Source organism: Caulobacter sp. GW821-FHT12A07 (genome assembly GCF_058807655.1).
The window spans coordinates 300,227-325,637 of the sequence record NZ_JBXAQX010000005.1; the positions used below are offsets into that span (position 1 = coordinate 300,227).

At 67.9% G+C, this 25,411-nt stretch carries 24 protein-coding genes; 2 read left to right on the forward strand and 22 right to left on the reverse strand.

Annotated elements, in window-relative coordinates; genetic code table 11:
• Positions 1 to 10 precede the first annotated feature (10 nt).
• The 8 genes from AC1RRS_RS13060 to rpsB form a co-directional block, all read right to left on the reverse strand.
• Positions 11 to 1,207, reverse strand: coding sequence for a M50 family metallopeptidase (locus AC1RRS_RS13060; RefSeq protein WP_492855537.1), 1,197 nt, complete (start codon positions 1,205 to 1,207; stop codon positions 11 to 13).
• Between the two features lie 32 nt (positions 1,208 to 1,239).
• Positions 1,240 to 2,433, reverse strand: coding sequence for a 1-deoxy-D-xylulose-5-phosphate reductoisomerase (gene dxr / locus AC1RRS_RS13065; protein WP_492855539.1), 1,194 nt, complete (start codon positions 2,431 to 2,433; stop codon positions 1,240 to 1,242).
• The gene (locus AC1RRS_RS13070) at positions 2,421 to 3,266 is read right to left on the reverse strand and encodes a phosphatidate cytidylyltransferase (RefSeq protein ID WP_487288839.1); all 846 of its coding nucleotides are present in this window, start codon (positions 3,264 to 3,266) and stop codon (positions 2,421 to 2,423) included. Before AC1RRS_RS13070 ends, dxr begins: the two co-directional genes overlap by 13 nt.
• Positions 3,226 to 4,002 carry a polyprenyl diphosphate synthase gene (uppS, locus tag AC1RRS_RS13075; protein WP_492855540.1) on the reverse strand — a complete coding sequence of 259 codons (777 nt, stop codon included), beginning with the start codon at positions 4,000 to 4,002 and terminating at the stop codon, positions 3,226 to 3,228. The genes AC1RRS_RS13070 and uppS overlap by 41 nt, the downstream gene beginning before the upstream one ends.
• 51 nt (positions 4,003 to 4,053) lie before the next feature.
• Positions 4,054 to 4,620, reverse strand: a complete 567-nt coding sequence (frr, locus tag AC1RRS_RS13080; RefSeq protein WP_058346382.1) for a ribosome recycling factor — start codon at positions 4,618 to 4,620, stop codon at positions 4,054 to 4,056.
• Positions 4,621 to 4,648: 28 nt separating this feature from the next.
• A complete protein-coding gene (pyrH, locus tag AC1RRS_RS13085; RefSeq protein WP_110117788.1) occupies positions 4,649 to 5,380 on the reverse strand; it encodes a UMP kinase in 732 nt (243 codons plus the stop codon).
• Between the two features lie 200 nt (positions 5,381 to 5,580).
• The gene (gene tsf, locus AC1RRS_RS13090) at positions 5,581 to 6,519 is read right to left on the reverse strand and encodes a translation elongation factor Ts (protein WP_110117787.1); all 939 of its coding nucleotides are present in this window, start codon (positions 6,517 to 6,519) and stop codon (positions 5,581 to 5,583) included.
• 111 nt (positions 6,520 to 6,630) lie between these two features.
• A complete protein-coding gene (gene rpsB, locus AC1RRS_RS13095) occupies positions 6,631 to 7,476 on the reverse strand; it encodes a 30S ribosomal protein S2 (protein WP_487288763.1) in 846 nt (281 codons plus the stop codon).
• A 364-nt stretch (positions 7,477 to 7,840) separates the two neighbouring features.
• On the opposite strand from rpsB, the gene AC1RRS_RS13100 reads away from it, so the two are divergent.
• A complete protein-coding gene (locus tag AC1RRS_RS13100) occupies positions 7,841 to 8,635 on the forward strand; it encodes a helix-turn-helix domain-containing protein (protein ID WP_492855541.1) in 795 nt (264 codons plus the stop codon).
• Between the two features lie 300 nt (positions 8,636 to 8,935).
• On the opposite strand, the gene AC1RRS_RS13105 is transcribed toward AC1RRS_RS13100, so the two are convergent.
• The 3 genes from AC1RRS_RS13105 to sidA all read right to left on the reverse strand — a co-directional run bounded on the left by AC1RRS_RS13105 (position 8,936) and on the right by sidA (position 12,994).
• Positions 8,936 to 9,286 (reverse strand): GFA family protein, encoded by a 351-nt coding sequence (locus AC1RRS_RS13105; RefSeq protein ID WP_110117782.1) that lies wholly within the window; start codon positions 9,284 to 9,286, stop codon positions 8,936 to 8,938.
• A gap of 161 nt (positions 9,287 to 9,447) precedes the next feature.
• Positions 9,448 to 12,879, reverse strand: coding sequence for a DNA polymerase III subunit alpha (gene dnaE / locus AC1RRS_RS13110; protein WP_487288840.1), 3,432 nt, complete (start codon positions 12,877 to 12,879; stop codon positions 9,448 to 9,450).
• A 25-nt stretch (positions 12,880 to 12,904) separates the two neighbouring features.
• Positions 12,905 to 12,994: a cell division inhibitor SidA gene (gene sidA, locus AC1RRS_RS13115; protein WP_058346375.1), complete on the reverse strand. Its 90-nt coding sequence runs from the start codon at positions 12,992 to 12,994 to the stop codon at positions 12,905 to 12,907.
• 173 nt (positions 12,995 to 13,167) lie between these two features.
• On the opposite strand from sidA, the gene AC1RRS_RS13120 reads away from it, so the two are divergent.
• Positions 13,168 to 14,124 (forward strand): nucleoside hydrolase, encoded by a 957-nt coding sequence (locus AC1RRS_RS13120; RefSeq protein WP_492855542.1) that lies wholly within the window; start codon positions 13,168 to 13,170, stop codon positions 14,122 to 14,124.
• Between the two features lie 3 nt (positions 14,125 to 14,127).
• On the opposite strand, the gene AC1RRS_RS13125 is transcribed toward AC1RRS_RS13120, so the two are convergent.
• The 11 genes from AC1RRS_RS13125 to AC1RRS_RS13175 form a co-directional block, all read right to left on the reverse strand.
• Positions 14,128 to 14,814, reverse strand: a complete 687-nt coding sequence (locus AC1RRS_RS13125; protein ID WP_110117780.1) for an ABC transporter ATP-binding protein — start codon at positions 14,812 to 14,814, stop codon at positions 14,128 to 14,130.
• Complete coding sequence (locus AC1RRS_RS13130; protein ID WP_492855543.1) at positions 14,807 to 16,081, reverse strand: lipoprotein-releasing ABC transporter permease subunit; 1,275 nt, start codon at positions 16,079 to 16,081, stop codon at positions 14,807 to 14,809. The genes AC1RRS_RS13125 and AC1RRS_RS13130 overlap by 8 nt, the downstream gene beginning before the upstream one ends.
• The gene (gene proS, locus AC1RRS_RS13135) at positions 16,081 to 17,406 is read right to left on the reverse strand and encodes a proline--tRNA ligase (RefSeq protein WP_492855544.1); all 1,326 of its coding nucleotides are present in this window, start codon (positions 17,404 to 17,406) and stop codon (positions 16,081 to 16,083) included. Before proS ends, AC1RRS_RS13130 begins: the two co-directional genes overlap by 1 nt.
• A gap of 353 nt (positions 17,407 to 17,759) precedes the next feature.
• The gene (locus tag AC1RRS_RS13140) at positions 17,760 to 18,020 is read right to left on the reverse strand and encodes a DUF1467 family protein (protein ID WP_492855545.1); all 261 of its coding nucleotides are present in this window, start codon (positions 18,018 to 18,020) and stop codon (positions 17,760 to 17,762) included.
• On the reverse strand, positions 18,020 to 18,439 hold the full coding sequence (gene mce / locus AC1RRS_RS13145) for a methylmalonyl-CoA epimerase (RefSeq protein ID WP_110117776.1): 420 nt from the start codon (positions 18,437 to 18,439) through the stop codon (positions 18,020 to 18,022). The genes AC1RRS_RS13140 and mce overlap by 1 nt, the downstream gene beginning before the upstream one ends.
• Positions 18,440 to 18,501: 62 nt before the next feature.
• On the reverse strand, positions 18,502 to 19,251 hold the full coding sequence (locus AC1RRS_RS13150; protein ID WP_492855546.1) for a rhomboid family intramembrane serine protease: 750 nt from the start codon (positions 19,249 to 19,251) through the stop codon (positions 18,502 to 18,504).
• Between the two features lie 7 nt (positions 19,252 to 19,258).
• Positions 19,259 to 20,938, reverse strand: coding sequence for a ribonuclease J (locus tag AC1RRS_RS13155; RefSeq protein WP_492855547.1), 1,680 nt, complete (start codon positions 20,936 to 20,938; stop codon positions 19,259 to 19,261).
• Positions 20,935 to 21,723: a type III pantothenate kinase gene (locus AC1RRS_RS13160; RefSeq protein WP_487288841.1), complete on the reverse strand. Its 789-nt coding sequence runs from the start codon at positions 21,721 to 21,723 to the stop codon at positions 20,935 to 20,937. Before AC1RRS_RS13160 ends, AC1RRS_RS13155 begins: the two co-directional genes overlap by 4 nt.
• The gene (locus AC1RRS_RS13165; protein ID WP_492855549.1) at positions 21,720 to 22,475 is read right to left on the reverse strand and encodes a biotin--[acetyl-CoA-carboxylase] ligase; all 756 of its coding nucleotides are present in this window, start codon (positions 22,473 to 22,475) and stop codon (positions 21,720 to 21,722) included. Before AC1RRS_RS13165 ends, AC1RRS_RS13160 begins: the two co-directional genes overlap by 4 nt.
• 1 nt (position 22,476) lies before the next feature.
• Complete coding sequence (gene nuoN / locus AC1RRS_RS13170) at positions 22,477 to 23,916, reverse strand: NADH-quinone oxidoreductase subunit NuoN (protein ID WP_492855550.1); 1,440 nt, start codon at positions 23,914 to 23,916, stop codon at positions 22,477 to 22,479.
• An 8-nt stretch (positions 23,917 to 23,924) separates the two neighbouring features.
• Positions 23,925 to 25,409: an NADH-quinone oxidoreductase subunit M gene (locus tag AC1RRS_RS13175; RefSeq protein WP_110117772.1), complete on the reverse strand. Its 1,485-nt coding sequence runs from the start codon at positions 25,407 to 25,409 to the stop codon at positions 23,925 to 23,927.
• Positions 25,410 to 25,411: the final 2 nt, after the last annotated feature.

Sequence of the window (25,411 nt, forward strand, 5' to 3'; positions counted from 1 at the left end):
CGGGCGGCGTTCACGTGAACAGGCCGCCGATGAATTTGAACACGTCGAAGCGGTTGAGGTCGTTCCAGGCCGCGAACAGCATGAAACAAAGGATCAAGGCAAGGCCCGCCCGGAACCCGGCGGCCTGGAAGTCGGCGCGCAGAGGGCGTCGGAAGACGGCCTCGTAGGCGTAGAGCAGCAGGTGGCCGCCATCGAGCACGGGGATCGGCAGCAGGTTCATGAAACCGATGCTGACCGACAGGCTGGCGATGAACAGCAGCTGGTTGAACAACAACCGCAGCATCACCGTGCCGACGTCAGGCGCGCCTTCGACGCTGGCCTTGGTCACCGCGCCGGCCGAATGGCCGATGCCGATGATGCCGCTGATCTGGTCGGCCGGCAGCTGACCGGTCAGCAGGCGGCCCAGATAGAAGGCGATGGTCTTGAGCATGTCCCAGACCTGACCGACGGCGTCGGGAATGGCGCTGAGCAGGCTGGACTTCTGCAGGTAGGGCCGGCTGCGGCTTTCGAGGCCCAGCTGGCCGACCTTCACGCGGCCGCTGAACTGGTCCTTCTGCTCGACCAGGCGCGGCGTGGCCGTCAGAGAGACGGTCTGGCCGGCGCGCTCCACGCCGAACGCGATCGGCAGCTTGGCGCGCAGGGTCACGTAGCGCTGGACCTGCTGGAAGTCCTTCACCTTGCGGCCGTCGATGCGGACGATGGTGTCGCCGGGACGGAAGCCCGCTTCGGCGGCGGCGCTGCCCGGCGTCACGGCCGAGATGGTGGCGGGCGACTTTAGATCGCCGATGACCAGCAGCACGACGGCGAAGATCAGCGTCGCCAGCACGAAGTTGGCGAACGGACCGGCGGCGGCGATCACCGCCCGCTGCCAGATCGGCTTGAAATGGAAGTACTTGCCGACGGCCTCGGCGCCTTCGCGCTGGGCGATCTCGGCCTTCATGGCGTCGAGGTCGTTCTGGTCGGGCACGCTGGCGGCGTTCTCGTCGCCGGCGAAGCGCACGTAGCCGCCCAGCGGGATCGAGGCGATCCGCCACTCCACGCCGTGCTTGTCGCGCCACGAAAACAGGGCCGAGCCGAAGCCGATCGAAAAACGATCGATCGCGACGCCGCACGCGCGCGCCGCCCAGAAGTGTCCGAGCTCGTGCACCGTCACCACGACGGACAGCACGATGATCATCGACACGATCGAGATCAGAAGACTGATCATCGGCTTGGAATCAGAGCTCCCCGGTCACTTCACTAAAGGCGCTTGTGAGCGACAACCTCGGCCGCAATACGGCGGGCCGAGCCGTCGATCATCATGGCTGTGTCAAGAACGTCACCCGCCGTTACGGCGAGGTCCCCTACCCCATTCATGCGTTCAAGCGTCCCCTCAACCGAGGCGGCAATATCGAGAAAGCCGATCTGCCGGTCAAGGAAAGCCGCGACGGCGACCTCATTGGCCGCGTTCATCGCCGTCGGCGCGCCGCCGCCGAGGCGCAAAGCCTCCCGCGCGACGCCCAAAAGCGGGAACCGCTCGAGGTCCGGATCCTCGAAGGTCAGCTGGCCGTAAGCGCCCAGATCCAGGGGCTTGGCAGGCCAGGCCAGGCGCTCGGGCCAGGAATAGGCGTAGGAGATCGGGCTGCGCATGTCCGGCGGCCCCAGCTGCGCCAGGGTCGAGCCGTCGGTGTACTCCACCAGGCTGTGGATCACGGACTGCGGGTGGATCACGACGCCGATGCGCTCTTCCGGGGTGTCGAAGAGGTAGGAGGCTTCGATCATCTCCAGCCCCTTGTTCATCATCGAGGCGGAATCGACCGAAATCTTGGCGCCCATCGACCAGTTGGGATGGGCCACGGCCTGTTCGGGCGTGGCGGCGGCCATCTGCTCGCGGGTCCAGGTGCGGAACGGGCCGCCCGAGGCGGTGAGGATCAGGCGCGCGACGCGGTCCAGGCACGCCGGCTGCAGCACCTGGAAGATGGCCGAGTGCTCGGAATCGACCGGGATCACCGTGCCGCCGGCCTCGCGCGCGATGCGCAGCAGTTCGGGGCCGGCGCAGACCAGGCTTTCCTTGTTGGCCAGGGCCACGACCGCGCCGGTGCGGGCGGCCGCCAGGGTGGGCGCGAGACCCGCCGCGCCGACGATGGCCGACATCACCCAGTCGGCGCCCATGGCGGCGGCCTGCTCGACCGCGGCCGGACCGGCGGCGGCCTCGACGCCCGAACCGGCCAGGCGTTCGCGAAGCTCGCCCAGCAGGCGCTCGTCCTCGATCACCGCCAGCTTGGGCCGCCAATGCAGGGCCTGCAGCGCCAGGCGCTCGACGTTGCGGCCGGCGGCCAGGGCCAGGATCTCGACCGGAACCTTGGACTGCTCGAAGAGATCGAGGGTGGAGACGCCGATCGAACCCGTCGATCCCAGAACAACAACCTTACGGGACGCGGTCAATGAGCCCATCCCCAGTGGTCGATCAAACGCACGGCGGCCACCACGATGGCCGCGAACATCAGGCCGTCGACGCGATCCAGCAGGCCGCCGTGGCCGGGGATCAGATCGCCGCTGTCCTTCACGCCGAAGCGGCGCTTGAGCATCGATTCCCAGAGGTCGCCGGCCATTGTGGCCAGGCCGCCGAGCAGGCCGATCAGCGCCGCCGCCGGCCAGACCAGCCGCAGGCCGGCCAGCTCCGACACCGCCACGGCGCCCAGCGTGGCCGCCACGAGGCCGCCGACGAAGCCCGACCAGGTCTTGTTGGGCGAGATGCGGGGCCACAGCTTGGGGCCCTTCAGCACGCTGCCGGTCGCATAGGCGAAGATGTCGGCGAACCAGGTGACGACGAACAGCAGCAGCGTCCACCACAGGCCGTCCGACAGCGAGCGCACCCAGACCATCGCGATGACGGCGGGGGCGATGTAGATGACGCCATAGGCCGCGTCGGCCCGGCGCTCGACAGCGCCGCGCGCGATCAGGCCAGCCAGGAAGGCTCCGGCCAGCACGACGGCCCAGGCGACGAAGAAGTGGGCCAGGAAGGCGGCGATCACCGCCACGGCGCAGAAGACGGCGACGACGGCGCCGACGGCGTTGGGCGCCTTGGGGGCGCTGATCTTGCCCCATTCGCGGGCCAGCAGACCCACGCACACCAGGGCCAGGGCCAGGAACCAGTAGCTCCCCAGCCAGACGGCGGCCACGACCGTGGGAACGAGCACGGTGGCCGAAGCCACGCGCGTCCAGAGATTGCCCCAGTTGAAGCGCTTAGCCGGCGACGGCGACGTCATCGGCCGCAATGCCTCCATAGCGCCGGTCACGGCTACGATATTCCGCGACGGCGGCGGCCAGGTGCTCGGGGCCGTAGTCGGGCCAGAGAACGTCCTGGAAGATCAGTTCGGCGTAAGCGCATTCCCACAGCAGGAAGTTGGAGATGCGGTGCTCGCCGCTGGTGCGGACGATCAGGTCCGGCGCGGGCGCGGCCGAGGTCGACAGGAAACCGCCGAACATCTGCTCGTTGAGGTCAGCCGCCCTCGCCTCGCCTCGCTCGACCTGCTCGGCGAAGCGGCGCGCGGCGTCGGTGATGTCGGCCTGGCCGCCGTAATTGAAGGCCACCTGCAGCAGGAAGCGGTCGTTGCCCGCCGTGCGACGCTCGGCGCGCTCGATCACCTCGAGCACGTCGGGCGACAGGCCGGTGCGCCGGCCGACGATCCGCACACGGACGCCTTCGCGGCTCAGACGCTCGAGGTCCGATTCGACATAGGCCTTGAGCAGACCCATCAGCTCGGAGACTTCCTGGGCCGGGCGGCGCCAGTTCTCGGTCGAGAAGCCGAACACGGTCAGCACGGCGACGCCGGCCGAGGGCGCGCCCTCGACCGTGCGCTTCAGCGCGTTGACGCCGGCCCGATGGCCCAGCGCGCGCGGCATGCCGCGACGCTTAGCCCACCGGCCGTTGCCGTCCATGATGATGGCCGCATGCAGACCCGCGCCGGCCTCGCCCCCGGGGCGCGCGGTCTTGGTCTGCAGGCCGGTCTTCGGCGACATGCGCTCTTAGCCTTCCCTTCTCATCCCCCAGGCGTCCAGCTTAGAGGACGATCAGACCTGCATGATCTCTTGTTCTTTGGTTTTCAAGGCCTCGTCGATGCGCTTGATGGCCTCGTCGGTCAGCTTCTGGACCTCGGTTTCCATCTTCTTGCGCTCATCCTCGTTGATGGCGCTGTCCTTCTCGGCCTTCTTGAGGTCGTCGTTGGCGTCGCGGCGAACGTTGCGCACGGCGATCTTCTGTTGTTCGGCGTACTTGCCGGCGATCTTAGAGAGGTCCTTGCGGCGCTCCTCGGTCAGCGGCGGGATCGGAATGCGCAGGTTCTGGCCTTCGACCACCGGGTTCAGGCCCAGCCCCGAAGCGCGGATGGCCTTCTCGACCGAGACCACGACGCCGCGATCCCAGACGCTGACGTTGATCTGGCGCGGCTCGGGGACGCTGACCGAGGCCACGGCGTTCAGCGGCGTGCTGGAGCCGTAGGCCTCGACCATCACCTGGTCGAGCAGGCTGGCCGACGCGCGGCCGGTGCGCAGGGAGCCGAACTCGTCCTTAAGGGCGAGCACGGCCTTGTCCATGCGGTCTTTGTAGCGGGAAAGGACGGGCTTTTCGGCGGCGGCCATGGCTTGGGCTCTCTTCGCTTAGATAAAATCAGGCGTTGGCGACGACGGTGTGCGTGCCTTGGCCACGCAGCACGTCGAGCAGGTTACCCCGCCCCTTGATCGAAAACACCACGATCGGGATGTTGCTGTCGCGCATGAGGGCGACGGCCGAGGCGTCCATGACGCGCAGGTCCTTGGCCAGCACGTCCATGTAGCTCAGGCGGTCGTAGCGCTGGGCGGTGGGATCCTTCTTGGGATCGGCGGTGTAGACGCCGTCGACGCTGGTGCCCTTGAACAGGGCGTCGCACTGCATCTCGGCGGCGCGCAGGGCGGCGGCGGTGTCGGTGGTGAAGAACGGGTTGCCGGTGCCGGCGGCGAAGATCACCACGCGGCCCTTCTCGAGGTGGCGCTGGGCGCGGCGGCGGATGTAGGGCTCGCAGACGGTGGCCATCGGGATGGCCGACTGCACGCGGGTCTCGACGCCGATGCGCTCGAGGGCGTCCTGCATGGCCAGGGCGTTCATGACGGTGGCCAGCATGCCCATGTAGTCGGCGCTGGAGCGCTCCATGCCCTTGGCCGCGCCGGCCATGCCGCGGAAGATGTTGCCGCCGCCGATCACCAGGCACAGCTCGACGCCCGACTTGACGATCTCGGCGATGTCGAGGGCGACGGACTGGACGGTGTTGGTGTCGATCCCGTAGGGCGTGTCGCCCATCAGCACTTCGCCAGAAACCTTGAGCAGAAGACGACGGTACGGCTTGGCGGGGGTGGGATCGGACATGGACCGGGCTCTTCCTGAGTCGTCGGCACGCACCATAGTGTGCGTTACACAAAAGTGGGATCGGTTTTGCGCCATCCGGGCGCGACGCCGTTCAAGCGCAAAAAAAGGGCGCGGCGCGCGTTCGATGCGCGCCGCGCCCTTGATTTGACGACAGCGAAAGCGGCGAGACCTGCCCGCCGCCTTGCCTGTCTTCTCCAGCCTTAGGCTTGGCCGGTCATCGAGGCGACTTCGGCGGCGAAGTCGTCCTGCTTCTTTTCCACGCCTTCGCCGAGGGCGAGACGGGTGAAGCCCTTCACGACGATCGGCGCGCCGAGGGTCTTGCCGGTTTCGGCGACCAGCTGCTCGACGGTCTGGTCCGGGTTCATGACGAAGGCCTGCTTCAGCAGCACGACTTCTTCCAGGAACTTGCGGATGCGGCCTTCGATCATCTTCTCGACGACGGCCGCCGGCTTGCCCGATTCCAGGGCCTGCTCGGTGAACACGGCCTTTTCGCGCTCGATGGCGGCCGGGTCCAGATCGTCCGGCGACAGCGACAGCGGGGCGGTCGCGGCGACGTGCATGGCGATCTTGCGGCCAAGCTCGCGCAGGGCGGCCTTGTCGCCGGCCGACTCGAGGGCGACCAGCACGCCGATGCGGCCGAGGTCCGGCGCGGTGGCGTTGTGGATGTACGAGGCGACGACGCCGTTCTCGACCGTCCACTTGGCGGCGCGACGGACCATCATGTTCTCGCCGATCGTGGCGATCAGGTTGGTCAGGTGGTCCTGAGCGGTCTCGCCGCCGGCCAGCTTGGCCGCGCCGATGGCTTCGACCGAACCGTCGGTGCCGAGGGCGGCCTGGGCGATCTGACGGGCAGCGCCCTGGAACAGGTCGTTGCGCGACACGAAGTCGGTTTCGGCGTTCACTTCGACGGCGGTCGCGGTTTCACCAGCGCCGGCTTCGGCGACGGCGATGGCCACCAGGCCTTCGGCGGCGGCGCGATCGGCCTTCTTGGCGGCCTTGGACAGGCCCTTGGCGCGCAGCCAGTCGATGGACGCTTCGATGTCGCCGTTGTTCTCGGACAGGGCCTTCTTGCAGTCCATCATGCCGACGCCGGACTTTTCGCGCAGTTCCTTGACCAGCGCAGCCGTGATCTCAGCCATGGAAAATCTCCAGATTCAAACGTTTAGCGACCGGGCTTGATAGCCCGGTCGCGTGTCGGTAGCGCGACGGCCGCCCGCCCTCCGTCAGGAGAGCCGGCGGCCGAAGAGAAATCAGCCGGCGGCCGATTCGTCGGCGGCCGGAGCAGCGACTTCTTCAGCGGCAGCTTCCGGGGCGGCCGCTTCGGGAGCGACTTCCGGGGTCAGTTCGCGAGCCAGAGTCGGCTCGATCGGAGCGACCGAAGCGCCCAGGTCGACGCCCGAGGCGGCTTGGCCGGCGGCCAGGCCGTCGAGGACGGCGTCGGCGACCAGGTCGCAGTACAGCTGCAGGGCGCGGGCGGCGTCGTCGTTACCCGGGATCGGATAGGTGATGCCGTCCGGATCGCAGTTGGTGTCGAGGATGGCGACGACCGGGATGTTCAGCTTGCGGGCTTCCAGGATCGCGATCGCTTCCTTGTTGGTGTCGATCACGAACATGATGTCGGGGATGCCGCCCATGTCCTTGATGCCGCCCAGCGACAGCTCGAGCTTGTCGCGCTCGCGGGTCAGCTGCAGCAGTTCCTTCTTGGAACGGCCCGAACCGTCGCCGCCCAGGACGCCTTCCAGCTCGCGCAGACGAGCGATCGAGCCCGAGACGGTGCGCCAGTTGGTCAGGGTGCCGCCGAGCCAGCGGTGGTTCACGTAATACTGGGCGCAGCGCTTGGCGGCCGTGGCGACCGGATCCGAAGCCTGACGCTTGGTGCCGACGAACAGCACGCGGCCGCCGGCGGCGGCGACTTCACGGACCTTCACCAGGGCCTGGTGCAGCAGCGGGATGGTCTGCGACAGGTCGATGATGTGGATGTTCGAGCGCGAACCGAAGATGTAGCGGTCCATCTTCGGGTTCCAGCGGTGGGTCTGGTGGCCGAAGTGGGCGCCGGCTTCCAGGAGCTGACGCATGGAGAATTCGGGAAGAGCCATCGGGCCTTAATCCTTTTTCCGGTTGAACCTCCGCGGACACCCCCGCTCCAGACCATTCTGGAGGCGGGACCGGAACGGCGACGTCGGGATGTCTCCCCGGCGCTGCCGAACGTCCGCGTGTGGAATGGCGCGCAGATAGTCGCGAAACGCGCTGAATGCAAGCCTTTCCCGACGCTCGCCGGCAGCGAGGGTCGTTCTTTCCGGACATTCGCGGCTGCGCGCATGCACCAGCCGGCGATGGCGAGATCGCCGACAGGTCAGGGCGGAATCACCGACCGCCCTCCCCGACCGTTGCCGAACGCCGGCCGAAAAGGTTGAGTGCGCACCCGCGCCGCATCCTCGCCGCGCACCGTACGGGATCCCGATGTCAGACCTCTCGCGCCTGTCCGAAGCCGAACGTCGCGTCTTGCTGCTGCTGGCGCGCGGCCACACGGCCAAGAGCGCGGCCGCCGAACTGGGCGTCAGCGAAGGCGCTGTCAACGAGCGGCTGCGCGAGGCGCGGCGCAAGACCGGCGTCGGCAGCAGCCGGCAACTGGCGCGCCTCGTGGCGGACGACGGGGTGGACGGTGGAACGGGCGTCGCGGTGGGTGATGGAACGGCCGCCGTGGCCGACGGCGCGCCGGCCGAAGTCCTGCCTGGGGCGCTCCCGGCTTCGCCACAAGAAAGTCGGGACGAGAAAATCGGGATGGCCGCGCGTCGCCCGCCGGGCCAGGACGGACGGCGCAACCCCGCCCTCCGGGCCGCCTGGCCCCTCCTCGCCGGAGCTTCAGCAATGATCGTCATGGCCGCCGCCATCGGCGCCTTCGCCGCCCTCGCCGTCGCCGACCACAAGGAACCGCGGCCGCCCGCGCCGCCGCGTGTCGTCGCCGTCTCGCCAGCGCACGGCGCCGTGGTCCGGGCCGGGCCTCTCGCCCTGAGCGTCACCTTCGACCAGCCGATGCAGGCCGGCTGGTCGTTCGTCACCCGCGATCCGGCCGCCTTCCCGGCCTGCGCGCCCAAGCCCGCCCAGTCCAAGGACCGGCGCAGCTTCACCCTCTCCTGCACCGTGCAGGCCGGACGCAGCTACGAGGTCGGCTTCAACAACGACCGCCACCGCAAGTTCGCCTCGGAAGCGGGCGTTTCGGCGATCCCGGCCGTGGTCAGGTTCTCGGCGCGGTAGGAGGACGGGGCTGGCATCCTGTCAGCGCACACGATCTCGTCGCGGCCACCATAGCGTCCAGGCGGTTCGTGGACCTGAGACCCGAGACTGCCCAGGTTCCTAAAGCGGAGCGGCGGGAGGTCTTCCACTGAGACCGCACGACGACAGGTTCCGGGCGAGCCGCCGGGGTGAAGTGATGAAGTGGCGGGACTTGAGCCTGCCCGCTCCCAAGCGCTCCTGCCCGCGCGCCCTCGAAGCAACATCGACTGGAGCGGCGACAGACGTTGGCGCCTGTTCAGACCGACCCGGCCGCCTTTTACGTCAGAACGATTTGCCGTCGACCTGCTGCGGCTCCAGGGCGAAGACGTCGACGCCGTCGACGCAGCGGACATTGATCGCCGCCATCTTCGCGCCGTTCGGCGCTTCGCCGCGGGCGAAGGATTCGATGCCGCAGTCGGCGCAGAACAGGTGCTGAATCTTGCCGGTGTTGAACCGGTACTCGGTTAGAGCGTCCTCGCCCGAGACAAGGCTGAACTGGTCGATCGGCGCGAAGGCCAGGACCGAGCCCAGCTTGCCGCAGCGCGAACAGTTGCAGGTGATGGTCTGCGACAGGTCGGCCTCGACCTCGAAGCGGACCTTGCCGCATTGGCAGCCGCCGGCGTGCTTGGTCATGTCGTCCTCCCTTTCGCCAGCTGCGACTCGCGGCCAGCGTCCTCGATCAGGCTCCGCGCCTATGCCGCACGATGAGCCCCTAGTTCGCATCGTAGATCTATCCGGCTCGCCCCGCCCAGCGCGCCGAAAAGCCCGCGCCAGTTCAGGGACGGACAGCGACGCTAGACGTCTTCCAGCAGCGCCACGCCCGGCGCGGTCTTCAACGCCCCGCGCAGCGAGGCGTCCAGAGTATAGCGGCCCGGCAGCTTCAGCTCGATCTCGCGGCCGCCGCCCAGCGCCGCCACGAAACTGATCTCGCCGCCCTTCTGGGCCGCGGCCGGCTCGATGCGGCGCTTGAGCGCCTCGATCTCGGTGGCCGAGGGCGACAGGTGCACACGAAGGCCTGCGACCACGTTCTCGATGGCCTTCTCGATCGGCTCGGCGTCGTCGCCAAAGAACCGCACCTCGCCGTCGCGGGCCTTGGAGCGGACCTTGATGACCACGCCCTTGCCCGGCTCGAGCACGTCGCGGCACTTGCGCAGGGATTCCGGCGGGAACAGCACCTCGTACTCGCCGGACGGGTCCGACAGCGACACGAAGGCGAAGCGCTCGCCGCTCTGCGAGGCGCGCTCCTGGCGGCGGCGGACGATGCCGCACATCCGCAGGGCCTCGGCGCCGGCCTCGGCCTGGGCCAGGGCCTCGGTCAGCATGACGGTGCGCCGGCGGCGCAGCATGCCGATCATGTCCTCCAGCGGGTGGCCGGTCAGGTAGAAGCCGACGGCCGACAGCTCTTCGTCGAGCAGATCGACCTGGGTCCAAGGCTCGACCTTCTTCAGGCGCGGACGGCTGGCGGCGGCGTCGCCGCCGAACAGGGCGTGCTGGCCGCCCTGGCGGTCGGCGGCGATGCTCTGGCCGTGGGCGATCAGCACGTCGGCGTTGGCGAACACCTGGGCGCGGTTCTTGTGCAGCGAGTCGAAGGCCCCGGCCCGGGCCAGGTTTTCGATGGCCCGCTTGTTGACCTGCTTGGGATCGACGCGCTCGACGAAATCGAAAATGTCGCGGAACGGCCCGCCCTCCTCGCGCACGGCGACCAGGTGCTTCATGGCTTCCAGACCGACGTTGCGCACCGCCCCAAGGGCGTAGAGCACTTCGCCGTTCTCGACCTCGAAGTCGGCGCCCGAGCGGTTGACGTCCGGCGCCCGCACCGTGATCGAGAAGCGGCGGGCGTCCTGATGGAAGACCGCCAGCTTGTCGGTGTTGGAGATATCGAGGCTCATCGACGCGGCGAGGAACTCGACCGGCGTATTGGCCTTCAGCCAGGCCGTCTGATAGGCGATCAGGGCGTAGGCGGCCGCGTGGCTCTTGTTGAAGCCGTAGCCGGCGAACTTGGCCACCAGTTCGAAGATCGAGCCCGACTGGTCCTCGGGGACGCCCTTCTCCTTGGCGCCGGAGACGAAACGGATCTTCTGGAGATCCATCTCCTCCTTCTTCTTCTTGCCCATGGCGCGACGCAGCAGGTCGGCCTCGCCCAGGCTGTAGCCAGCCAGGATCTGGGCGATCTGCATCACCTGCTCCTGGTAGACGATGACCCCGTAGGTCTCGCGCAGCACGCCTTCCAGCGACGGGTGCAGGGTATCGACGGGCTTTCGGCCGAACTTGCAGTCGACGAAAGTGTCGATGTTGTCCATCGGGCCGGGGCGATAGAGCGAGATCAGCGCGGTGATCTCCTCGATCGAGCCGCAGCGCATCTTGCGCAGGGTGTCACGCATACCCTGGCTTTCGAGCTGGAACACCCCGACCGTCTGGCCCGAGGCGAGCAGTTCGTAGCTCTTGGTGTCGTCGAACGGCAGGCGGCCGAGATCGACCTCCATGCCGCGCTTGCGCAGGTGCTTCACCGCCCGGTCGAGTACGGTCAGAGTCTTCAGGCCCAGGAAGTCGAACTTCACCAGGCCGGCGCTTTCGACCCACTTCATGTTGAACTGGGTAGCCGGGAAGTCCGAGCGCGGATCCTTGTAGAGCGGAGTCAGCTGGGTCAGCGGCCGATCACCGATGACCACGCCGGCGGCGTGGGTCGAGGCGTTGCGGAACAGACCTTCCAGCTGCAGGGCCACGTCCAGGCAGTTGGAGACGTTCGCGTCCTCGTTCTTGGCCTGCTTGAGGCGCGGCTCGATGTCGATGGCCTGGGCCAGGGTCACCGGCGCGGCCGGATTGTTGGGCACCATCTTGCAGAGACGGTCGACCAGACCCAGCGGCAGCTGCATCACCCGGCCGACGTCGCGCAACACGGCCCGGGCCTGAAGCGAACCGAAGGTGATGATCTGGGCCACGCGGTCGCGGCCGTACTTGTCCTGGACGTAGGCGATCACCTCTTCGCGTCGCTCCTGGCAGAAGTCGACGTCGAAGTCGGGCATGGAGACCCGTTCGGGATTGAGGAAGCGCTCGAACAGCAGGCCAAAGCGCAGCGGATCCAGGTCAGTGATGGTCAGCACCCAGGCGACCAGCGAACCGGCGCCCGAACCCCGCCCCGGACCGACCGGAATGCCGTGATCCTTGCCCCACTTGATGAAGTCGGAAACGATCAGGAAGTAGCCGGGGAAGCCCATCTTGACGATGATGCCCAGCTCGAAGTCGAGCCGTTCCCAGTAGACGTGCTCTTCCATCGCCAGGGTCAGGCCGTCGAGGCGCTTGCGCAGGCCTTCGCGGGCCTGGTGGGCCAGTTCCTCGGCTTCGTTGCGGCCGTCGCCGGTGGGGAAGCTGGGCAGGATCGGGTCGCGCTTCTTGACCATGAAGGCGCAGCGCCGGGCGATGTCGAGGGTGTTGTCGCAGGCCTCGGGCAGGTCGGCGAACAGCTTGCGCATCTCGTCGGCCGGCTTGAACCAGTGCTCGGGCGTCACCCGCCGCCGCTCGTCCTGGCCGACGAACGAGCCGTCGGCGATGCACAGCAGCGCATCGTGCGCATCGTAGAGCTCGGGCTTGGCGTAATAGCAGTCGTTGGTCGCGACCAGCGGCGCATCGTGGTCATAGGCCCAATCGACCAGCCCGGGCTCGGCCGCCGCCTGCTGCGGCAGGCCGTGGCGCTGGAGCTCGACATAGAAGCGGTCGCCGAACACCCGCTGCATCTCGGCCAGGGCCGCATGCCCCTCGGCCGTCTTGCCGGCCGCCAGCAGCGAGTCCACCGGACCGTCGGTTCCGCCCGACAGCAGGATCAGCCCTTCGGCGTGCTCGATCACCTTGGCCCACGGCACCACCGGCTCGGCCAGTTCGCCGCTTTCCAGATAGGCCAGGGACGACAGTTCCGAGAGGTTCAGATAGCCCTTCTCGTTCTGCACCAGCAGGGTGATCGTCGGCTCTCGCGCCCAGCGCTCGGACGGCTTGGCGCCGATGCCGTTAACAGGCAGGGCGCAGCCGATAAGCGGCTGCACGCCGTTGTCCTTGGCGTAGACGGAGAATTCCAAGGCGCCGAAAAGGTTGGCCCGGTCGGTGATCCCTACGGCGGGCATGCCGCCAGCGGCTGTCATGCCCGGGATCTTGTCGGCCTTGATGGCCCCTTCCAGCAGCGAATAGGCCGACCGGACGCGGAGGTGGACGAAACCCTGACCTTCCACACCCGACATGACAATGACCTCGCTGCTTCTCGACTCAGGCCACCAACTGGGCGACCGAACACATCATCCAGACGAAGCCGGCGACAGATACAAGCGCCAAAGACTCACGCGCGATCCGGACCATAACATCCCTCCACAGCTCGTTGGCCAGTTGCCTTTTTGTTCTCTATTCCCCTTTCGTTCTCATCGCAATAGTCCACAGGCAAATTGCGAGCTTTTTTGCCGCGTGGGGTTGATAGTCGCGCCACAACCTTCCGGCTCTGGCCTTGCCGGCTGGAACACGGCAGAAGCCGTTTCATGCGCCTGATCATCGACACCGACACCGCCGGAGACGACGTCTTCTCCCTGATGCTCGCCCTGCGCCGCCCCGGCGTGACCGTCGAGGCGATCACCATCAGCCATGGCAATGTCGGCTTCGAGCAGCACGCCGAGAACGCCCTGGTGACGCTGGAGGCCTGCGAGGCGGCCGGCGTTCCGGTCTATCTGGGGACCCAGAGGCCGTTCAGCCGTGTTCCGCTGGACGCCGCCTATGTGTTCGGCGCCGACGGCATGAGCGACGCGGCGTTCCCGAAGACCGCCCAGCGCCCCTCCCCCGGCCACGCGGCCGACGAGATCGTGCGGCGGGTGATGGAAGCGCCCGGCGAGATCACCCTGCTGGCCCAGGCGCCGCTGACCAACATCGCCCTGGCGGTGCTGCGCGAGCCGGCCATCGCCCAGGCCGCCAAGGCCCTGTGGGTGATGGGCGGCACCGACAACGGCGTCGGCAACGTCACGCCCGCGGCCGAGTACAATTTCTATGCCGATCCCGAGGCGGCCAAGATCGTCGTCAACGCCGGCTTCGACCTGCACGTGGTGACCTGGACGCAGACCCTGCGCGATGGCCTGCTGACCACGGCGCAGTTGGCGGAGCTGGACGCGATCGGTACGCCGCGCGCCAGGTTCTTCACCAAGGTCAACGAGGCCTCGCTGGCCTTCGCCCGCGACACCGAGGGCCTGGACGGCAGCCTGCACCCCGACGCCCTGACCTGCGCGGCGATGCTGGACGAGGCCCTGGTCCTGGACGCCGAGCGCTGCGTCATCGACGTCGAGACCATGGGCGAGCTGACGCGCGGCTATCTCAGCGTCTCGCACTCGATCCTGCCGGACATCGAGATCGCCGACCCGGCCCTCAAGCGCCGCGAACCCAACGCCAGGGTGATCAAGAAGATCGACCAGGCCGGGTTCTTCAACGCGATGCGCGAGGCGCTGCTCTAGACCCTAGAAGGTCTGCGGCTCCAGGTGGCCGTCGCGCAGGGCGAAGACGCGGTCCATGTAGCGGGCCAGCTCCATGTTGTGGGTGGCGATCAGGGCGGCGACGCCCTGGCCGCGCGCCAGGTCATAGAGCGCCTGGAAGGTGGCCGCCGAGGTGCCGGGATCGAGGTTGCCCGTCGGCTCGTCGGCCAGCAGGAGCTTGGGCGAATTGGCCAGGGCGCGGGCGATGGCCACGCGCTGCTGCTCCCCGCCCGACATCTGGCCGGGCTGGTGATCGACGCGAGCCGCGAGGCCCAACTGGCTGAGCAGCCCCACGGCGTGCTCGCGAGCCTCGCCGCGACGGCGACCGGCGATCATCAGCGGCAGTTCCACATTCTCGGCGGCCGTGAACTCCGGCAGCAGGTGGTGGAACTGGTAGACGAAGCCGACCGTCGACAGCCGCACCTTGGTGCGCTGGCGCTCGGAAAGCTTGGAGCAGTCCTTGCCGTCGACGGCGATGACGCCAGCGTCGGGGCGCTCCAGCAGACCCGCGGCGTGCAGCAGCGACGACTTGCCCGAGCCCGAGGGTCCGATCAGCCCGACCACTTCGCCCGGATAGACGTCGAGATCGACGCCGCGCAGCACGGTCAGCTTGCCGGCCTCGGTGACATAGGTGCGCTCGACGCCGCGCAGGGCCAGGACCGGACTACTCATAGCGAAGGGCCTCAACGGGATCGAGGCGCGAGGCCCGCAGCGCCGGCGGCAGGGTCGCCAGCACGCTCATCAGGGTGGAGATCGAGACGACGCCAGCCACCTCGGCCCAGTCGATCTTGGCCGGGATATGGGCCAGGAAATAGATGTCGGCGCTGAACACCGCCGTGCCGGTGACCCACTCGACGAAGTTCTGGATGGCGGTGATGTTGGCGCAGAACAGCGTGCCCAGCAGCAGGCCCGCCAGGGTGCCGGCCACGCCGATCGAGGCGCCGGCCATGATGAAGATGCGCAGGATCGAGGACCGGCTGGCCCCCATGGTGCGCAGGATGGCGATGTCGCGACCTTTGTTCTTCACCAGCATGACGAGGCCGGAGATGATGTTGAGGGTGGCGATGGCGACGATGAAGAACAGGATCAGGCGCATGACCTTGCGCTCGACCTGCAGCGCGTTGAAGTAGCTGCTGTTCTTGTCCATCCAGTCGGTGATGAAGGCGCCGGGGCCGACGGCCTGCTCGATGGTGGCCTTGGCCGTCTTGGCGTTGTCGGGATCGGTGAGCTTGACCTCGACATAGTCGATGGCCGTGTCGCGCCCGAAGAACGGCTGGGCCTGGGCCAGCGGCATCATCACGTAGGACTCGTCGAACTGGCTCATGCCGACGCTGAAGATCCCGCCGACCACGTAGTCCTTCTCGCGGGTCGAGGTGCCGAAGGCGGTGGCCGGGCCGGCGGGCGAGATCAGGGTGATCGGGTCGCCGACCGAGAGACCCAGGTTGCGCGCCATGCGGTCGCCGATCAGCACCATGTCGCCGCCGTACTCGCCCTCGCCGAAGCCCTCGAGCGAGCCCTGCTTGATGTTGGCGGAGATCAGCTTCATGCCGCGCAGGTCGCCCGGATTGACGCCGCGGACAATGGCGCCGGTCACCTGGTTGGGACCGATGACCATGGCCTGGGCCTCGACCAGGGGCGCGGCCTGGATGACGCCGGGCACAGCCTTGATGCGGGCGATGACGCCTTCGCGGTCGGGGCCGTTCACGAGCGGTCCCTGAGCGTAGATGTGGCCGTTGAAGCCGAGCAGCCGGCCGAGCAGTTCGGCGCGGAAGCCGTTCATGACGCTCATCACGGTGATGAGGGCGAAGACCGCCAGCATCACCGCGCTGAACGAGATCACCGAGATCAGGGCGACGCCGCCGTTCTTGCGCTTGGTGCGCAGGTAACGCCAGGCGACCGTCCGTTCCCAGGTTCCGAAAGGCCCCGCGCCGATAGCCATCAGGCGGCCTTGCCGGTCAGGCGGGCCAGGACCGCGTCGAGCGGCTCGGACACGCGCTCGCCGGTCTTGCGGTTCTTCAGCTCGACCACGCCCTCTGCGACGCCCTTGGGACCGACGATGAGCTGCCAGGGCAGGCCGATCAGGTCCATGGTGGCGAACTTGGCGCCGCCGCGCGCATCGGTGTCGTCATAGAGCACGTCGACGCCGGCCGCCTGCAGGGCCTTGTAGGCCTCGTCGCAAGCCGCGTCGCAGGCGCCGTCGCCCTGACGCATGTTGACGATGCCCACGTGATAGGGCGCGACGCTTTCCGGCCAGATGATGCCGCCGTCGTCGTGGCTGGCCTCGATGATCGCGCCCAGCAGGCGCGAGACGCCGACGCCGTAGCTGCCCATCTGGACCGGGACTTCCTTGCCGTCGGGACCCATGACCAGGGCCTTCATCGGCTCGGAATACTTCGTGCCGAACGAGAAGATGTGGCCGACCTCGATGCCGCGGGCCGACAGGCGGTCGCCCTCGGGAATCGCGTCGAAGGCGGCTTCGTCGTGCATTTCCTCGGTGGCGGCGTAGAGGGCGGTGCGCTGGTCGACCAGCGGCTGCAGGTCGCCGTACCATTCGACGTCCGGGCCAGGCGCGGCCATCTCGACCAGGTCCTTGTGGCAGAAGACGGCGCTTTCGCCGGTTTCGGCCAGGACGATGAACTCGTGGGAAAGGTCGCCGCCGATCGGGCCGGTGTCGGCGCGCATCGGCACGGCCTTCAGGCCCATCCGCGAGAACAGGTTCAGATAGGCCACGAACATGCGGTTGTAGGACTTGCGCGCGCCCTCGGCGTCGAGGTCGAAGCTGTAGGCGTCCTTCATCAGGAACTCGCGGCCGCGCATGACGCCGAAGCGCGGACGGCGCTCGTCGCGGAACTTCCACTGCACGTGATAGAGGTTCTTGGGCAGGTCCTTGTACGACCGCACCGAGCCACGGAAGATCTCGGTGACCATTTCCTCGTTGGTGGGCCCGTACAGCAGCTCGCGCTCGTGGCGGTCGGTGATGCGCAGCATCTCCGGGCCGTAGGCGTCGTAGCGACCCGACTCGCGCCACAGGTCGGCCAGTTGCAGGGTCGGCATCAGCAGCTCGATGGCGCCCGCGCGATCCATCTCCTCACGGACGATCTGCTCGATCTTGTTGAGCACCCGCAGACCCAGCGGCAGCCAGGCGTAGATGCCGGCGGCCTCCTGGCGGATCATGCCCGCGCGCAGCATCAGCTGGTGGGACGCGATCTGGGCGTCGGAGGGAGCTTCTTTCAGAACGGGCAGGAAGTAGCGCGACAGGCGCATGGACGGAACGTCTCCGGGGGAATTCGAGGCGTTGAGATAGCCGGTCGCCGTTCAGCTTGGCAACGCGCGCGGCGAAAAGATGACGAACTCTCGCTCATCGAGCGGAGCCATAACGAAAAGAAGGCCGCGCGGTTCACTCGCGCGGCCATCAAGTTCATCGTCGGGGAAGACGCCACAGAGCAAGGCCGAACCCGGCCTCGTCATGACAATCTAAGCCTCCGAACGACTGTTGGGGCATCCGATTGCCGCCAAGTGGGCAAGTCGGCCTGTTTCGCCCAACCGATGGGCGTTTGACGGGCAGAAGGCCAGCGCCCGCCCAAGGCTTGGGCGCCGGGCCGCGTTCTGCAAATTTTTCAGTAGGTGGACGGCAGGTCCGGCAGACTCACCAGCTGGAACTTCACCACCAGCCAGAACACGACGAACACCACGACCGAGATCCAGGTGGTGGTGAAGAACTTGCGCTTGAGGTTCGGGTTCACCGGCGCGCCGGGATCCGCGCCCGGCGGCGGCTCGATTCCCAGCTCGTGATAGCTGCGCGTGCCGATCGGCAGCACGGCGAACAGCACCGTCCACCAGATGGTCAGGAAGATCGCGATGCCGGTGATCGGACCCATCAGTGGTGCGCGTCCTTGGGGCTTTCCATCAATTCCACGAGCAGGCCGCCCATGTCCTTGGGGTGAACGAAGACGATCAGCGTTCCGTGGGCGCCGATCCGGGGCTCGCCTAGCACGGTCGCGCCCTTGGCGACCAGAGAATCGCGCGCCTCGTAGATGTTCTCGACCTCGAAGCAGATGTGGTGCTGGCCGCCCTTGGGGTTCTTGGCGAGAAACCCGTGGATCGGCGAGTTCTCGCCATAGGGCTCGATCAGCTCGATCTGGCTGTTGGGCAGATTGACGAAGCACACCCAGACGCCCTGCTCGGGCATGGCCCACTTGTCGGTGACCGAGGTGGCGCCGAGCAGTTCGCGGTACATCTTCACCGACTCGTCGATGGACGGGGTGGCGACGCCGACGTGGTTGAGCCTGCCGATCATGGTGCGGGGTCCTGGCTATAGCGGATCTAGCCGCCCACTAACCGCGCCTCCGCTCGCGGCAGTCAAGCCGTGCGAGCGCCCTTAAGCCAGTGGAAGCGGACGGGCATGACCTGGATCAGGAAGAAGCCCAGCACGAACCCGCCAAGGTGGGCCTGCCAGGCCACGCCGGCGCCGCCGCCGGACAGCGCGCCGTAACCGGCGGCGCCTCCGAGCACGACGAGGTTGGAGATCAGGGCCGACCCGACCTGCCTCAGCACCGACGGCGCGAAGATCGGCGCCAGCTTCGCCTCGCCGGGCGCGCCCAGCCGCGCGACCGCGCCCCACAGGCCAAATATCGCCCCCGAGGCGCCGACCACCAGCAGGCGGTCCGCCCCAAGCAAAATGAAGGCCCCTGCCCCGGCCAGGCCGCAGGCGAGGTAGAAGAGGAAGAACAGCGCCCCGCCCAGCGCATCGCGGCCGAACCGCTGGGCAATGGCCGGGCCGAGCGCGACCAGCGCGCCGCTGTTGAACACGATGTGCAGCCAGCCCCAGGGCTGACCCCAGCTCATATGCATGAACATGTGGGTCAGCGGCGTCCACCAGAGGCCCTGGAAGACGCCGGGCTTCCATAGCCCGCCGAGCACGAAGATCGTCTCCCCGTCCCCCAGCAGCTCGAAAGCCGACTGGGCCAGGAAGACGATCCAGATCAGCGCCAGGATCACCATCACCGGCCAGGCCTCGAACCAAAGGATGGCCGGTCCCGTGCCGAACAGGCCCTCGCGCCGGGGCGCGGGGGTCTCTTCGGTCAGGGTCGGATCCTCCGGCGTCGACATGCGGCGATCAGAGGCGCAGGACGGTCGTCTCGACGACCGGCTTGCGTTCCCAGATGCGGAAGGCGGCCTTCTTCACCGCGCGCGAGATGGCGTTCTCGATGGTCTCGTCGATCTCGCGATCATCGCCCGACAGGCGCTTGAACGCCTCTTCGGCCTCTTCCGCCAGGTCGTCCAGCGCCTCGTCGAGGGGATATTCCTCGTCGCCGGCCAGGCCCAGGCCACGCACCTGCGGGCCCGAGACGACCTTGTTGCGGCCGTCGAGCACGATCGACACGGCCAGCACGCCGTTGAACGCCGCGTGGCGACGCTCGCGCAGGGCCTCGCCGTTCTCGGGCGTCACGACGCCGCCGTCGACGTAGAGACGACCGGCCGGCACCTCGTCGATGATCTCCGGATGGCCGGGGGCCAGGCGAACCATGTCGCCGTTGCGCGGGCTGACCGCGTGCGGGATCTGCAGATCCTTGGCGAAAGCGGCGTGCTCGAGCAGGTGGCGGCGTTCGCCGTGGGTCGGCACGGCGATCTGCGGCCGGGCCCACTGGTACATCTGCTTCAGCTCATCGCGGCACGGGTGGCCGGACACGTGGATGCCGGGGGTGTCACGCTCGGTGTGCAGGCGCACGCCGCGGTCGGCCAGCTTATTCTGCAGGTTGCGGATCGGGATCTCGTTGCCCGGGATCACGCGCGAGCTGAACACCACGTGGTCGCCCGAGGAGAGCTTCACATGCGGGTGGTTGCCCTCGGCGATGCGGGCCAGAGCCGCCCTCGCCTCGCCCTGGCTGCCGGTGCAGAGATAGAGGATCTCGTTTTCCGGCATGTGCTTGGCCTGATCGTCGTTGACGAACGGCTCCAGGCCGTCGAGCAGGCCGACCGAACGGGCCGCGGCGGCCATGCGATGCATCGAGCGGCCGGCCAGGCAGACCTTGCGGCCGGCGGCCTGGGCGGCGCGGATCACGGTGTCCATGCGCGCCACGTTCGAGGCGAAGCAGGCCACGGCGATCTTGCCGGTCAGGCTGGCGATCAGCTTGTTCATCTCGACGCGGACGTCGGCTTCCGAGCCGGCGGTGCCTTCGACGAAGACGTTGGTGCTGTCGCAGACCATGGCCAGCACGCCATCGTCGCCGAGGCGGCGCAGGGCGTCGACGTCGGTGGCGGCGCCGAGCTGGGGATCGGGATCGATCTTCCAGTCGCCGGTGTGCAGGATGGTGCCCAGCGGGGTCTTGATCGCCAGGCCGTTGGGTTCGGGGATCGAGTGGGTCAGCGTCACCATTTCGAGGTGGAACGGCCCCAGGTCGAAGTTGCCGCTGAGCGGAACTTCGTGGATCTCGACCTCGTCCAGCAGGTTGGCGTCGCGCAGCTTCTCGCGCAGCAGGAAGGCGGTGAACGGCGTGGCGTAGACCGGGGCCTTCAGCTGCGGCCACAGCCAGGCGACGGCGCCCAGGTGGTCTTCGTGGGCGTGGGTCAGCACGATGCCCAGAATGTCCTTGGCGTAGGGGACGATATATTCCGGGTCGGGCAGGATGATCTCGACGCCCGGCGTGGTCTGGTCGCCGAAGGTCACGCCCAGGTCGACGACGATCCACTTGCGATCGTGCGCCGGGCCAAAGCCGTACAGGTTGAAGTTCATGCCGATCTCGTTCGACCCGCCCAGGGGCAGGAAGACGAGCTCGTCGTCAGGGTGCTTTTTCATTCGTTCTCTAGGTGGGTATTGCGGCGATGAATTTCGAGGAGACCACGGATGGTCAGATCAGGGTCGAAGTGGTCGATGCTGTCGGTGGCGCCCTCGAACAGCGAGGCGACGCCGCCGGTGGCGACCACGGTCAGGGGTTCGCCGCGCTCGGCCTTGATGCGCGCGACCAGCCCTTCGATGAGTGAGATATAGCCCCAGAACACGCCCGATTGCATGGCGCTCACCGTGTCGGTGCCCACGACGCGATTACGGGCGGGACGCTGGATGGCGATGCGGGGCAGCTTGGCGGCCGCTTCGTGCAGCGCCTGCATGGAAAGATTGATGCCCGGGGCGATGATGCCGCCCTCGAAGGCGCCGTCGGCGCCCACCACGTCGAAGGTGGTGGCCGTGCCGCTGTCGATGACGATCAGCGGGCCCTTGTAGGCCATGCTGGCGCCCACGGCGTTGACCAGGCGGTCGGCGCCGGCCTCGCTGGGCTTGTCGATGCGGACGTCGACGCCGAGCTTGGCGTTCTCGCCGATCACCAGCGGCTCGACGTTCAGATAGCGGCGCGACAGGTTGCGCAGGTTGAACAGCGACTGGGGCACGACGCTGGAGATGATGCAGGCGTCGAGCGCCCGGAAGCCCAGGCCCTGCATGGACATCAGCTGCGACAGCCAGACCACGTATTCGTCGGCGGTGCGGGTGCTCTCGGTCGCCGCGCGCCACTGGGCGATCCACGACTGGCCGTCGTGGATGGCGAACATGGTGTTGGTGTTGCCCTGTTCGATGGCCAGCAGCATCAGGGGGTTCCTCCGAAGAAGACGTCGCCGGCGGTGATCCGGCGCAGTTGGCCGTCGGCCAGACGCAGGCGCAAGGCGCCGTCGGCGTCGAGGCCCTCGGCGATCCCTTCGATCGTCTCGGTCGAGAGCCGCGCGGTGCAGGGCTCGCCCAGGCCGTGGGCCTTGGCGGTCCAGGCGTCGGCGATGGCGGGGAAGCCAAGGCGCGTCCAGACATCGAGCCAGCGGGCGAAGGCCGGGGCCAGGATCTCGATCGCTTCCACCGGCGACGGCGGCGGCTCGGCCCGCCAGGTCGGCAGGGCCGTGGCCGGACGCTCGCTGTCGATGGGCTTGCGGGCGAGATTGACGCCGATCCCGACGGCCAGCCACAGGCCGCCGGCGGGGCTCTTGCCGGACTCGACGAGGATGCCGCTGATCTTCAGGCCGCCGACCATCGGGTCGTTGGGCCATTTCAGGCTGACCAGCCGCTCGGCGACATAGGCGCACAGCAGGTCGGCGACGGCCAGGGCCGCCACGAACGAGATCTGCGCGGCCTCGGCGGGCGGCTTGTCGGTGGTGAGCAGGAGGGTGGCGGCCAGGTTGCCGTCGCCGGTTTCCCAGGCGCGGCCCCGGCGACCGCGGCCAGCGGTCTGCCGCAGGCCGACGATCCAGACCGGGCCCGCCTGCCCCGCTTCCGCGCGGCGGCGAGCCTCGGCGTTGGTCGAGTCGATCTCGTCGAGAACGACGACGGGCGGCCCCTCGGCGGACGCGCCCGTCACGTCACGCGTGGCCAAAGGCCGCCGCGGCCGCCTTGGCGGCGGGGTCGAGCCAGACCAGGGCGATCAGGACGATCGGGAACGAGAACAGGGCCGCGGCGAAGCCGATCGCGCGAGCGGTCGGTTGCGGCTTGTCCACCGCGCTGGTCGGCGCGTCGAACCACATCGTCTTGATCAGACGCAGGTAGTAGAAGGCGGCCACGACGCTGCCGACCAGGCCGATGACGGCGGCCCACTGCAGCGGCACGTCGCCCGAGCCCATGGCGGCCTTGAAGACGTAGAACTTGGCCCAGAAGCCCGAGAACGGCGGCAGGCCAAGGGCCGACAGCGAGAACGCGGTCATGGCCAGGGCGACGCCCGGACGTTCCTTAACCAGGCCGGCCATGTCCTCGATGGTCTCCATCGGCTTGCCGTCGCGGGTCAGCGCCTGCAGGCAGGCGAAGAAGCCGGTGACGTCCACCATGTAGAGCACCATGAACACCAGCATGGACTGCAGGCCCACCTCGCCGCCGGTGGCGACGCCCAGCAGGGCGTAGCCGACGTTGGCGATCGAGGAGTAGGCCCACAGGCGCTTGAGGTTGCTCTGGGCCAAGCCCGCGAAGGCGCCGACGAACACCGACAGCAGGGCCGCGATGATCAGCACCTGGCGCCATTGGGCCACGGCGTCCGGGAAGGCGTCGCCCAGCACGCGGGCGAACATCATCATGGCGGCCAGCTTCGGCGCGGCGGCGAAGAAGCCGACGACCGGGGTCGGGGCGCCTTCGTAGACGTCCGGGGTCCACATGTGGAACGGCGCGGCCGAAACCTTGAACGCCAGGCCGCAGATCACGAAGATCAGGCCGAACAGCAGGCCCACGCCATGGGCGCCGTGCGAGGCCGCAGCGATGTCGACGAAGCGGGTCGAGCCCGAGAAGCCGTAGATCAGCGAGGCGCCGTACAGCAGGATGCCCGACGACAGCGCGCCCAGCACGAAGTACTTCAGACCGGCTTCCGAGGCCTTGGCGTCGTCGCGGCGGAAGGCCGCCAGGACGTACAGGGCCAGCGATTGCAGCTCGACGCCGATATAGAGGCTGATGAGATCGCCGGCCGAGGCCGTGATGCCCATGCCCAGCGCCGCCAGGATCACCAGGACCGGGAACTCGAACTTCTGGTCGCCGCGGGCGGCCAGCCAGCGGTCGCCCAGCACGATGGCCAGGGCGCTGAACAGGAAGATCGCGACCTTGGCGTAGGTGGCGGCGGCGTCGGCCGAATAGACGCCGTTGAAGGCGTCGCCGCGCGGTCCGTGGATCGCGAAGGCGGCGGCGACCACCAGGGCCAGCACCGAGGCGCCCGTGAAGACCGGCGTGGTCTTCTTGGAGAAGGCGCCCCAGACTAGCAGCAGCAGGGCCGAAATCGCCAGGACGACTTCAGGCAAGACGAGGGAGAAGTTGGCGGAGAACGTCATGGGATCCCTCACCCGCCCACGGCGGCGCGCCAGGCGCCGACGAGCCCGTCGACGGACGACGCGGTCAGGTTGAACACAAGATTAGGATAGATGCCGAGGACCAGGGTCATGATGATCAGCGGCGCGAAGAGCAGGATTTCCCGCGCGTCGAGGTCCTTGATCGTCTTCAGTTCGGGGTTGGTGATCTCCCCGTACATGACCCGGCGGTACAGCGTCAGGGCGTACATGGCCGACAGGATCACGCCGGTGGCCGAGACGATCGCCGTCCAGGTCGAGGCCTTGTAGACGCCCGTCATGGTCAGGATTTCGCCGACGAAGCCCGAGGTGCCCGGCAGGCCGACATTGCCCATCGTGAACAGCAGGAACACGAAGGCGTAGTGCGGCATGCGGTTGGTGAGGCCGCCGTAGAAGGCGATCTCGCGGGTGTGCATGCGGTCGTAGACCACGCCGACGCAGAGGAAGAGCGCGCCGGAGATCACCCCGTGGCTGATCATCTGGAACAGGGCGCCCTGCTCGCCGGCGGCGTTGCCCGAGAAGATGCCCATGGTCACGAAGCCCATGTGGGCGACCGACGAATAGGCGATCAGCTTCTTGATGTCGGTCTGACGGAAGGCGACCAGAGAGGTGTAGACGATGGCGATGCCCGACAGGGCGAAGACCAGCGGCTGGAACATCTCCGAGGCGTTCGGGAACATCGGGATGCTGAAGCGCATGAAGCCGTAGCCGCCCATCTTCAGCAGGATGCCGGCCAGGATGACCGAACCCGCCGTCGGGGCTTCCACGTGGGCGTCAGGCAGCCAGGTGTGCACCGGCCACATCGGCATCTTCACCGCGAACGAAGCGAAGAAGGCCAGCCACAGCCAGGTCTGGAGCCACGGCGCGAACTTGTAGGTCATGAGCTCGGGGATCGACGAGGTGCCGGCGATCGAGATCATGGCCAGGATGGCCGCCAGCATCAGCACCGAGCCGAGCAGCGTGTAGAGGAAGAACTTGTAGGCCGCGTAGATCCGGCGCTTGCCGCCCCAGATGCCGATGATCAGGAACATCGGCACCAGGCCCCCTTCGAAGAAGAGGTAGAACAGCACCAGGTCCAGCGCGCAGAACACGCCGATCACCAGGGTCTCGAGGACCAGGAAGGCGATCAGGTATTCGACGACGCGCTTTTCCACCGACTTCCAGCTGGCCACGATGCAGATCGGCAGCAGGAAGGCGGTCAGCAGGACGAGCAGCACCGAGATGCCGTCGATGCCCATGCGGTAATGCAGGCCGCCGAACCAGGCGATGTCTTCCACGAACTGGAAGCCCGGGTTCTTGGCGTCGAACTGGAGCGTCAGCACCAGCGACAGGGCGAAGGCGACCACGGTGGTCGCGAGCGCGATCCACTTGGCCAGGGTGTCGGTCTTGGCGCCGGGACCCTGGATGGCGCGAGCCACCAGGATAACGGCCACGCCGACGAGCGGAGCAAAGGTCGTAAGGCTGAGCAGGCCGGTCATCG

What these genes read in the sequence shown, in the direction of transcription:
- AC1RRS_RS13060 (WP_492855537.1), bottom strand. Translation starts at nt 1,207, where the DNA reads ATGATCAGTCTTCTGATCTCGATCGTGTCGATGATCATCGTGCTGTCC.
- dxr (WP_492855539.1), bottom strand. Translation starts at nt 2,433, where the DNA reads ATGGGCTCATTGACCGCGTCCCGTAAGGTTGTTGTTCTGGGATCGACG.
- AC1RRS_RS13070 (WP_487288839.1), bottom strand. Translation starts at nt 3,266, where the DNA reads ATGGAGGCATTGCGGCCGATGACGTCGCCGTCGCCGGCTAAGCGCTTC.
- uppS (WP_492855540.1), bottom strand. Translation starts at nt 4,002, where the DNA reads ATGTCGCCGAAGACCGGCCTGCAGACCAAGACCGCGCGCCCCGGGGGC.
- frr (WP_058346382.1), bottom strand. Translation starts at nt 4,620, where the DNA reads ATGGCCGCCGCCGAAAAGCCCGTCCTTTCCCGCTACAAAGACCGCATG.
- pyrH (WP_110117788.1), bottom strand. Translation starts at nt 5,380, where the DNA reads ATGTCCGATCCCACCCCCGCCAAGCCGTACCGTCGTCTTCTGCTCAAG.
- tsf (WP_110117787.1), bottom strand. Translation starts at nt 6,519, where the DNA reads ATGGCTGAGATCACGGCTGCGCTGGTCAAGGAACTGCGCGAAAAGTCC.
- rpsB (WP_487288763.1), bottom strand. Translation starts at nt 7,476, where the DNA reads ATGGCTCTTCCCGAATTCTCCATGCGTCAGCTCCTGGAAGCCGGCGCC.
- AC1RRS_RS13100 (WP_492855541.1), top strand. Translation starts at nt 7,841, where the DNA reads ATGTCAGACCTCTCGCGCCTGTCCGAAGCCGAACGTCGCGTCTTGCTG.
- AC1RRS_RS13105 (WP_110117782.1), bottom strand. Translation starts at nt 9,286, where the DNA reads ATGACCAAGCACGCCGGCGGCTGCCAATGCGGCAAGGTCCGCTTCGAG.
- dnaE (WP_487288840.1), bottom strand. Translation starts at nt 12,879, where the DNA reads ATGTCGGGTGTGGAAGGTCAGGGTTTCGTCCACCTCCGCGTCCGGTCG.
- sidA (WP_058346375.1), bottom strand. Translation starts at nt 12,994, where the DNA reads ATGGTCCGGATCGCGCGTGAGTCTTTGGCGCTTGTATCTGTCGCCGGC.
- AC1RRS_RS13120 (WP_492855542.1), top strand. Translation starts at nt 13,168, where the DNA reads ATGCGCCTGATCATCGACACCGACACCGCCGGAGACGACGTCTTCTCC.
- AC1RRS_RS13125 (WP_110117780.1), bottom strand. Translation starts at nt 14,814, where the DNA reads ATGAGTAGTCCGGTCCTGGCCCTGCGCGGCGTCGAGCGCACCTATGTC.
- AC1RRS_RS13130 (WP_492855543.1), bottom strand. Translation starts at nt 16,081, where the DNA reads ATGGCTATCGGCGCGGGGCCTTTCGGAACCTGGGAACGGACGGTCGCC.
- proS (WP_492855544.1), bottom strand. Translation starts at nt 17,406, where the DNA reads ATGCGCCTGTCGCGCTACTTCCTGCCCGTTCTGAAAGAAGCTCCCTCC.
- AC1RRS_RS13140 (WP_492855545.1), bottom strand. Translation starts at nt 18,020, where the DNA reads ATGGGTCCGATCACCGGCATCGCGATCTTCCTGACCATCTGGTGGACG.
- mce (WP_110117776.1), bottom strand. Translation starts at nt 18,439, where the DNA reads ATGATCGGCAGGCTCAACCACGTCGGCGTCGCCACCCCGTCCATCGAC.
- AC1RRS_RS13150 (WP_492855546.1), bottom strand. Translation starts at nt 19,251, where the DNA reads ATGTCGACGCCGGAGGATCCGACCCTGACCGAAGAGACCCCCGCGCCC.
- AC1RRS_RS13155 (WP_492855547.1), bottom strand. Translation starts at nt 20,938, where the DNA reads ATGAAAAAGCACCCTGACGACGAGCTCGTCTTCCTGCCCCTGGGCGGG.
- nuoN (WP_492855550.1), bottom strand. Translation starts at nt 23,916, where the DNA reads ATGACGTTCTCCGCCAACTTCTCCCTCGTCTTGCCTGAAGTCGTCCTG.
- AC1RRS_RS13175 (WP_110117772.1), bottom strand. Translation starts at nt 25,409, where the DNA reads ATGACCGGCCTGCTCAGCCTTACGACCTTTGCTCCGCTCGTCGGCGTG.